Genomic DNA, 8183 nt, shown 5'->3' with positions numbered 1-8183 from the left:
CACCCAGGCGTGCTGCGAACGCCGCACCCAGGCGGGCAAGGGCCGACGCGAGATCATCCGACGCCTCGGGCGGTATGCCGCCCCAGAGGTCTTCGACCTGGTCGGTACGGGCATCCGGCGTCCCCCGGTATAGGGGCGTCGGTGATACGGCGAGACCCCACCGAGGTCCGTCCGGGCGGGATCTCTGCGCGGATCCGTGAGACGGCGAAGCCGCACCGGAGCACTCCGGTGCGGCTTCGCCGTGAGGGCGAACGCGCTGGCGCACAAGACGCGTTCGGCTCCTCACTCCGTCAGGTTCCTGCGTTGCTTGTGGGGACGACGGATTTGCGATCGCATCCGCTGTCAACATTGCAGCCGTAAGACGACGGAACCCCGCGGGGAGGCAGGGCGGGGCTGGCGCCAGAAAGGTTGCGTGCCAGGGACCATTGAAGCTCCGCCGTGGCTGCGACCACCGACCGACCCGGAGTTTCAGTGCCCCGTCACCGTGGTGAGGGGGTCGTGCTCATGCGCGCAGCTCTCGCAGGAGCCGTAGGTGTCCCAGGCAGGGAAGGGATCGGAAGCGGGCAGAGCTACGCCTTCCTGCATGAGGCAGCCGTTCTGGTCGGCCCGCAGCACCTCCGCGTCCCTCTGGGCGCCGATGAAGACGAGTTCCTGCGCATAAGAGCTGGCGGTGTCACGAGCAGAGGAAGGCTCGAAGCGAGGCACCGAACCGGCCTGCGGCCACAGTCCCGTCACCCAGGGCCGACTGGCGAGGGTGAAGAAGCCCTTGGACCTGAGGACCTGCCCGCAGGCGCCGCTGCCCGGTGTCTCCGTCACCAACGTCCAAACCGGTCCGGGGTGAAAAGGCCTTCCGGAGCAGAGGACGGTCGAGGAGATGGCGTACTGAACGAAGTGTCGAAGGAGGGCGTGAACACCGTGTCGCCGGGCACAAGGGCTATCGCACCGAGATCCTGGCATTCGGAGCTGGTCGGGATCTACCCACCAAGGGACGAACTCAGGCCCTTGTGAAGCTCATACGCACACGCGCCTGAGCCGGAATTGACGATGGAGTTTAAAATGATCATTCTTGGGCTTATTCTGCTGATCATCGGCCTGCTTGTCGGCATGGGTCTGCTGACGACGATCGGTGGCATCCTCATTCTGGTTGGCGCCATCCTGTGGATCTTGGGTGCGACCGGTCGCGCGGTCGGTGGACGCAAGCACTTCTTCTAAAGTCAGGGCGCCTCACCAACTCTCTGCGACGAGTGACGTGTCCATGACTGCCTCCGGGTCGGAAAGTTCACACCGTGAGGAGCTTCTGGACCACTCGAGGCCGGGACGAGGTGAGAGCCCGGCCAGAGAGACAGCTGGGAACCCCGTGGGCGGGGCCATGCGCCGACCCCGCCCTGTCTCGTTGGCGATGGGGTTGCCCTGAGCCGGGCCCTGCCTGCCGGTCGTCGAGGGCAGAGCCTGGCTGCGGGGTGAGGCGGATGCTGCCGCTTTGGTCAGGAAGTGACGGGCGTGCTGCATCGGTGCCCAGAGTGCCCGCCCGATCAAGCTGAACCCCGTGCAGGAGCGCCTGGGGCGCAGGGTGGAACGGGCTCCGGGCCACGGTGCGATCGGGTCCGTCCAGGAGGAGCGCGTTGTGCACGACGCCGATGCCGCTCTGCACGTCGTGGGGGGTGTGTCCCGGGAAAGCTTCCCAGGAGGCGGTTGCGGTGAGATAGCCGACGCCGGTCCAGGCGTGCAATGGTGCCGTAGGGGATCGAACACCTCGGTGTTGCGCGGCATGGGGAACTTGTCGAAGGCCGACCGGTCGACACCGGGATCACGTAAAGCAGGTACGACTCCCCGGTCTCGCCCAGGACGTTGTAGAAGAAGGCGCCGAACGCCTCGCTCCGGCCAGGCGGGTGGCGGCGTCGACCGCGTGCTGGACCAGCGCGTCGAGGTCGAGTTCGGCGGCCAGGACGCTGCCGACCTCCTGCAGCGGCTCGACGATCACCGCCTCCTCGCGCAGCTCCCGCTGCCGCTGCTCCAGCTCCTGCTGAGACCGGCGCAGGTCCGTCGTGGCGGAGCGCAGCTCGGCCACGACCGTCTGCAGGTGAGCGGCCCGCTGCCCTGCCAGGGTCTCCATGCCTTCCAGGAGGGCGCGAGCCGCGTCCGCGGACGGTGATGCCCGTGGAGTCGCAGTAGGAGACGCCGCCGAATGGTGCTGTCCGGAGCTGGGGAATGAGATCGGTCGAAGCAGCCTGGTTGTCACAGGCGAGGCATCTGACTTGTCACACACGCTCATTCAGCAGTCCTATTGACGTCAAATGCGGAGATCGAGAACCTGTGGCTCGTCATGGCGGTTCCATGGGGCATGGCCGCTGCACGTGCTGGGTTACATCAGTGCAGTTGGCAGAAGATTTTCGTGTGTCCCAACACGGTCGAGCAGACGTCCTCATTGGCCCAGGCCCGGAATCTTCGGGTCGCAGAAGACAGGTGATGGAAATGCGAGACGAGGCCGCCAAGCGGGTCGAGCTGGTCTTCTCCCTCTTCGACGCCAACGGCAACGGAGTCATCGACTCCGACGACTTCGATCTGATGACGGGCCGTGTTCTGGAGGCGGCGGACGCTTCGGACGACGGCGCCAAGGCCGCCATCCGGGCCGCGTTCCGCCGCTACTGGACGACGCTGGCCACTGAACTGGACGCCAATGGCGACGGTGTGATCACCGTGGACGAGTTCCGTCCGTTCGTGCTTGACCCCGAGCGTTTCGGTCCCACGATCGCCGAGTTCGCTGAGGCCCTCTCCGTACTCGGCGACCCCGACGGGGACAGCCTGATCGAGCGCCCTCTCTTCGTATCGCTGATGACGGCGATCGGCTTCGAGGAGGCGAACATCCACGCCCTCTTCGACGCCTTCGGTCCGGATGCTGAGGACCGCATCACCGTGGCTACGTGGGCCGCCGGCATCAAGGACTACTACGCGCCGGACATGGCAGGGATCCCGGGCGACCAGTTGGTGGCTGCCCGGGCCGTCTGACACGGTCCGTCAGCGGCTTTCCGGCCGTGGGCGGCACCGCTACGACGTGACCGAACTGCCGCTTCCATCGGGACACGTCCCACCGAGCGGGGCCTTGCGGCGGGCCCCGCCCCTAGCCTGCGGGCGGACGTCGTGAGCGTTGCGGGCGTCAGGGCGAGGGCTTGTGCGCGAACACCCACCGGTTCCCCTCCAGTGCGTCGTTCGGCTCGGGCAGGGGGCCACGTCCGTGCCGGCGGGTGAAGTCGAAGGGGGTGTGTACCGAGGTGGACCAGCCCTTGGCCGTCAAGTCACCCGCGGAGTCGGGTCGTGGTCCCTTGTCGAAGAGGTGAAGCAGGTCGATGCCGATCTGTTCTCGCGTCGCCGTGTAGATCGGGCTGTCGCGGTATTCCAGCAGGTCCTTCTCCAGCTTGGCTTCGAAGGCCAGTGCGCTGCCTTCGGTGGTCAGCCGGTCCACCGTGTCGATGAGGTACGTCTCGGCGGGGCCTGGCAGGTAGAAGAGGAGTCCCTCGGCCAGCCAGACGCTCGGTGCGACCGGGTCGAGGCCGGCGGTGGTCAGCGCGGTGACCCAGTCGGCGCGCAGGTCGACCGGTACGGGGACGCGCTTCACCTTGGGGGTGGCCGACAGGTCCTTGAGCACCTGGTGCTTGAACGCCAGCACGCCCGCTCTGTCGATCTCGAAGACCACGCAGTCGGACGGCCAGTCCAGGCGGAAGGCGCGGGTATCCAACCCCGCGCCCAGCAGGACGACTTGGCGGGCGCTCGTACGGACCGTCCGGAGGAGGAAGTCGTCGAGGACCCTGGTCCGCAGGCCGAAGTAGCGGGCGAACCGCCCCCACAGCGGGTTGCCGTCGCCGTCCGGGACCTGCTGGATGCGCACTGGCCAGTCCGCGCACGCCGGGGCGGCGCGCACGAAGTGTTCCGCGTAGGTGTCCTGGGCCAGGCTGTCGTGGCGGTGGGTCTCGATCGCCCGTGCCGCGGCGACCAGGAGTGCGGTCAGCCCCACGCCTGCGTCCACGCCTTCCGCCTCCGTGTGCTGGGGTGCCGTGCCGACCATGTTTCCTCCGTTGGTGGGAGTGGGGGGCGCGAGGTGCCTGCTTGTCGGATGCGGTGAGGCTGCGGTGCGGTGTGCCTCGCTCATCGGCTTCTTCCCGCCGGAAGGAGTACGGGTTTGACCACGCGGCCCGCGTCGCAGTCGCGTTCGGCCTCGTTGATGTCGGCCAGTGGGTAGGTGCGGATCAGTTGGTCGAAGGGGAAGCGTCCGGCCTGCCACAGCCCGGTCAGCCGGGGTATCAGCAGTCCGGGTACGGCGTCCCCTTCGCAGATGTGGCGGATGCTGCGGCCTCGGTCCAGCGTGCCCGGGTCGAGCGGCAGCGCGGTGTGGAGCCGTGCCACCAGGCCGAGGCTGCCGGTCGGGCGCAGTGCCCGGAGCGCGTCGTTGATGCGCGGGGACGAGGCCGTGGTGTCCAGCGCGTACTGCGCGCCGCCGTCGGTCAGCCGCCGGATCTGCTCGGGCAGTCCGGCCGTTTCGGCGGGCAGCGGGATCGCACCGAACCGTTCGGCCAGGGCCAGCCGCCCGGGATGCCGGTCGACGGCCACGGTCAGCGCGCCAGCGGCGGTGGCCGCCATCACCGCGGCCAGGCCCACCGCTCCCGCGCCGAAGACCGCGAGGGTGTCGCCGGGGCCGGCGCTGAAGGTGTTCAGCACGGCTCCGGCGCCGGTGAGGAAGCCGCAGCCGAGCGGCCCGAGCAGTTCGACGGGCAGTGCGGGGTCGACCCGGACGGCGTTGCGGGCCGGGACGAGCGCGTACTCGGCGAACGAGGACTGGCCGAACCAGCGGGGAGCCAGCGCTCCCCCGGTCGCGTCGGTGAGCCGCGGCGTGTCCTCCTTGCGTCCTCCGAAGAGGTTGAGGGAGGCGAAGGATTCGCAGTAGGCAGGGGCCGCGCCGCGGCAGTTGCGGCAGTGTCCGCAGGAGTCGAAGCTCAGCACGACGTGGTCACCGACGCCGATCGCGGTGTCCGGGCCGCCGCCCGTCCGCACCACGACCCCGGCCCCCTCGTGGCCGAGCACCGCCGGCAGCGGGCTGCGGCCGGCCGATCGCCGGACCGCGAGGTCGGTCCTGCACATCCCGCAGCCCGCGATCTCGACCAGGATCTCACCGTCTGCGGGTTCGGTGTGCAGGGTCACCTCCTCGACCGCGAAGGGGTCCTCGTACGAACGCAGTACGGCCGCCTGGAACCTCACCGTCATGCCTCCTGCGGGCGGTGGACGACGAACGGCCGGAGGTTGCCGTAGAGCCCCCACGGCCCGCCGGCGACGCCGACACCGCTGTTCTTGGCGCCTGCGAAGGGCTGGGCGAGGGACAGTTCGGCGTGGTGGTTGATCCAGGCCGTGCCGCATTCGAGCCGGTCGGCCACCGCCCCGGCCCGGTCGAGATCGGTGCCCCATACGGAGCCGCCCAGGCCGAAGCCGGTGCCGTTGGCCGCGTCGACGGCTTCGTCGAGGCTGCGGTACGGCAGCACCGGCAGGACCGGTCCGAACTGTTCCTTGGTCACCACCGGGCTGCCGGGCGGGACGTCGGTAAGGATCGTGGGAGCGAAGAAGTAACCGGGCCCGTCCAGCCGGTGGCCGCCGGCCGCCGCCCGGGCCCCGTCCGCCAGGGCCTGCTTCGTGACCTGCTCGACCCGGGCCAGCTGGGGGGCGTTGTTGACCGGGCCCAGCCGGGTTTCAGGGTTCAGGCCGGAGCCGACGGCGACGGTCTGCGCGCGCTGGGCGAGGGCTTCGACGACTTCGGCGTGGAGCTGGGCCGGAGCGTAGACGCGTTTGACCGCCATGCAGACCTGCCCGCAGTTGCGGAACGCGGCCCAGAACAGCCGGTCCGCGATCCGGTCCACCGCGACGTCGTCCAGCAGGACGGCGGCGTCGTTGCCGCCCAGTTCCAGTGTGACCCGGGCGAGCGAGGCCGCCGCCGCTTCGGCGACGGCCCGCCCGGTGGGTACCGAGCCGGTGAAGGTGACGTGGCGGATGCCCGGGTGGGAAGCGAGGCGGGCGCCGAGTGGTTCGCGGCCGGTGACGACGGTCAGGACGTCCTCGGGCAGGGCGGTGGCGAGGACGGTGCCGAGCAGCCGGGTGGCGAGGGGGGTGAACGGGGATGGTTTGAGGACCACGGTGTTGCCCGCCACGAGTGCGGGCGCGAACTTCGCCGCCGCGAGCTGGAGGGGAAAGTTCCACGGCACGATCGCGGCGACAGGTCCGAGGGATCGCCAGCGGATCTCGCTGTGTACGGGCCGGCCGTCGGTGATCCGCCGGGTTCTGGGGGCCAGGTCGGCGAAGTAGCGCAGGCGAGCCGCCGTACGGGCGACCTCCGCGTGCGACTCGGCCAGGGGCTTGCCCTGTTCCAGGGTGAGCAACCGAGCGAGGTCATCGCCGGCCGCCTCAACGGCGTTGGCTGCCACGCGCAACGCAGTCGTGCGTACGACGGGGTCGGCCCGCCAGCCGTGCCAGGCCCGGTGGGCCCGGTCGACCACGGCGTCCAACTCGTCCGGCCGCTGGTCGGGGGCCTCGTCGAAGGTCTCCCCGGTGGCCGGGTCGACCACGGCGAAACGCGCGGGTTGACGTCCGGGAACGCGCTCGGACTCGGATGTCGGCATGCCGGTGGTCAGTTCACCGCGGGGACGCCGGCCGCGTGCTCCCGGGCCTGCCGGTCCATCTCCGCCCGGAAGGCGGCCACCAGATGCGGCTGAATCCTTCCAGCGTTGCGGTCGCCACCCTCGCAGACCGCTCCGCGCACGCCCACGATGTCCGTGCCGATGCGGGTCAGCGGACCGAGGTCGGTCTGTTTGACACTGCCCGCGAGGGCGGCGAGCAGACCGGACGCGTGGGCCAACCGGACGAACTCGGCACAGACGTCCGGCGGAACGTGGTCGAACAGCCGCGACCCGTCCTTGACGGCGGTGTCGAGCATGGCCGCGTCGGCCCCGGATCGGGCGGCGATGTCGGGCAGGGCGAGTGGGTTGACGCAGCCGATGCGGTGAGCGTCGGCGTATCCGGAGGCGACGACGAGCGCTTCGGGGCGGTGGTCCTTCACCGCACGGACGACCGCACGCATGACCTCGATGCCCTGATCGGGCGTCGTGCACCCGTATAGGCCGACCTTGATGTACGTGGCCCCCGAGACGACCGCGCCGAGCGCAGCCTGGGCCACTGTGCCGGGCTTGTACGGAACATCCCCCACGGTCGCGGACACCGGCTTGTCCGCCGGGACCGCTTCGCGGATCTCCCTGATGACCCAGGGGAAGTTCGCGCCGAGAGAGCCCTCATCAGGCTTCTTGACGTCGACGATGTCGAGATGCTCCGCAGCCTTGGCGCAATCGAGAGCCTCCTCGACACCGTCCGGGGAGATGAGAAGCAACACCCTGACCTCCTTCGCCGCCAGTCCGCCCGGCCGAGGGACAGGGGACCGCGGATCACCTGGCTCATGTGCGGTGCGCTCATCATTTCCGTCACCCTAGGGAACCGGGAGGGCGCACAGAGTACCCATAGGATGCTCATGTCCACGTACAGTGCGCCGTCGATACCGGTGCAAACCAGCCCACAGGCAACACTTCGCCCGGGCGGTGAATAACTCGGGGCATTGGTGATAACCGGTCTGCCCTTGTGGCGGCTATTGTGCTTCAGCTCACGGGTAGTTGATGTTCGCCATAAATGGGCTCCGAGATCAGTAGTCGAGATCCAGGTAATCGATATGGCCCGGCGGCCACCATGGTGCCCAAATGCCCTCCGCCGTTGGTGAAGTCTCTGCCCACGGTGCCCGTCCGCCGCGGCGAACCGGCACGCGGAACACTGCGTTCTGGCCCCGCTCACCGGCGGGGCAGTGCGGGGCCTGCGTCGCGAAGTCTCTCGCGCTGCGGAGAGGGGCGTTCGAAGCCTCATCCCACCGGCTCAGGAGCTTTCTGACTGCCTCCGTCCATCCCAGCAGTTGCTCCCCGACGAATCCGCCGCCCGCTGTAAGGATCAGGCCCATGGCCAGGACCCCCGCGGTGTGGGTGGCGTAAAGGCCCGTCGTCGCGGACGCCGCCTACCACGGCAAGGCATTGCGCGATCTGCCGGCGACCTGCACCTTCAACACCCGGCTGCCCGCGTCCTCGGTGCTTTTCGCCCTGGCCCGGCCCCCGACCGGC

7 protein-coding genes and 1 pseudogene are annotated in these 8183 nt (G+C 69.4%); 2 read left to right on the top strand and 6 right to left on the bottom strand.

From position 1 onward, the window contains the following. Positions 1-468 precede the first annotated feature (468 nt). Positions 469-885, bottom strand: a pseudogene (locus ORI94_RS26210) (GTP-binding protein); the annotation flags it as partial. Between the two features lie 171 nt (positions 886-1056). Here ORI94_RS26210 and ORI94_RS26205 point away from each other — a divergent pair. Then, a complete protein-coding gene (locus ORI94_RS26205) occupies positions 1057-1212 on the top strand; it encodes a hypothetical protein (RefSeq protein WP_010059700.1) in 156 nt (51 codons plus the stop codon). A gap of 595 nt (positions 1213-1807) precedes the next feature. Here ORI94_RS26205 and ORI94_RS26200 read toward each other — a convergent pair. Then, a complete protein-coding gene (locus tag ORI94_RS26200; RefSeq protein WP_266079949.1) occupies positions 1808-2113 on the bottom strand; it encodes a hypothetical protein in 306 nt (101 codons plus the stop codon). A gap of 359 nt (positions 2114-2472) precedes the next feature. Here ORI94_RS26200 and ORI94_RS26195 point away from each other — a divergent pair, with 359 nt between their 5' ends. After that, positions 2473-3006 (top strand): EF-hand domain-containing protein, encoded by a 534-nt coding sequence (locus ORI94_RS26195; RefSeq protein WP_031144567.1) that lies wholly within the window; start codon positions 2473-2475, stop codon positions 3004-3006. A 148-nt stretch (positions 3007-3154) separates the two neighbouring features. Here ORI94_RS26195 and ORI94_RS26190 read toward each other — a convergent pair whose 3' ends face one another. The 4 genes from ORI94_RS26190 to ORI94_RS26175 form a co-directional block, all read right to left on the bottom strand. Then, positions 3155-4060, bottom strand: a complete 906-nt coding sequence (locus ORI94_RS26190; protein WP_031144569.1) for a class I SAM-dependent methyltransferase — start codon at positions 4058-4060, stop codon at positions 3155-3157. Positions 4061-4140: 80 nt separating this feature from the next. Then, the gene (locus ORI94_RS26185) at positions 4141-5253 is read right to left on the bottom strand and encodes an NAD(P)-dependent alcohol dehydrogenase (RefSeq protein WP_266079944.1); all 1113 of its coding nucleotides are present in this window, start codon (positions 5251-5253) and stop codon (positions 4141-4143) included. Then, a complete protein-coding gene (locus tag ORI94_RS26180; RefSeq protein ID WP_266079942.1) occupies positions 5250-6653 on the bottom strand; it encodes an aldehyde dehydrogenase family protein in 1404 nt (467 codons plus the stop codon). Before ORI94_RS26180 ends, ORI94_RS26185 begins: the two co-directional genes overlap by 4 nt. An 8-nt stretch (positions 6654-6661) precedes the next feature. Further along, positions 6662-7417: a (5-formylfuran-3-yl)methyl phosphate synthase gene (locus ORI94_RS26175; protein WP_037684233.1), complete on the bottom strand. Its 756-nt coding sequence runs from the start codon at positions 7415-7417 to the stop codon at positions 6662-6664. Positions 7418-8183 lie beyond the last annotated feature (766 nt).

This window comes from Streptomyces sp. NEAU-W12, assembly GCF_026242095.1.
GTDB lineage: Bacteria > Actinomycetota > Actinomycetes > Streptomycetales > Streptomycetaceae > Streptomyces.
Note: the sequence above shows the minus strand (reverse complement) of the source record. Positions and strands in the feature narration are given on the sequence as shown.

What these genes read in the sequence shown, in the direction of transcription:
- ORI94_RS26180 (WP_266079942.1), bottom strand. Translation starts at nt 6,653, where the DNA reads ATGCCGACATCCGAGTCCGAGCGCGTTCCCGGACGTCAACCCGCGCGT.
- ORI94_RS26195 (WP_031144567.1), top strand. Translation starts at nt 2,473, where the DNA reads ATGCGAGACGAGGCCGCCAAGCGGGTCGAGCTGGTCTTCTCCCTCTTC.
- ORI94_RS26185 (WP_266079944.1), bottom strand. Translation starts at nt 5,253, where the DNA reads ATGACGGTGAGGTTCCAGGCGGCCGTACTGCGTTCGTACGAGGACCCC.
- ORI94_RS26190 (WP_031144569.1), bottom strand. Translation starts at nt 4,060, where the DNA reads ATGGTCGGCACGGCACCCCAGCACACGGAGGCGGAAGGCGTGGACGCA.
- ORI94_RS26205 (WP_010059700.1), top strand. Translation starts at nt 1,057, where the DNA reads ATGATCATTCTTGGGCTTATTCTGCTGATCATCGGCCTGCTTGTCGGC.
- ORI94_RS26200 (WP_266079949.1), bottom strand. Translation starts at nt 2,113, where the DNA reads ATGGAGACCCTGGCAGGGCAGCGGGCCGCTCACCTGCAGACGGTCGTG.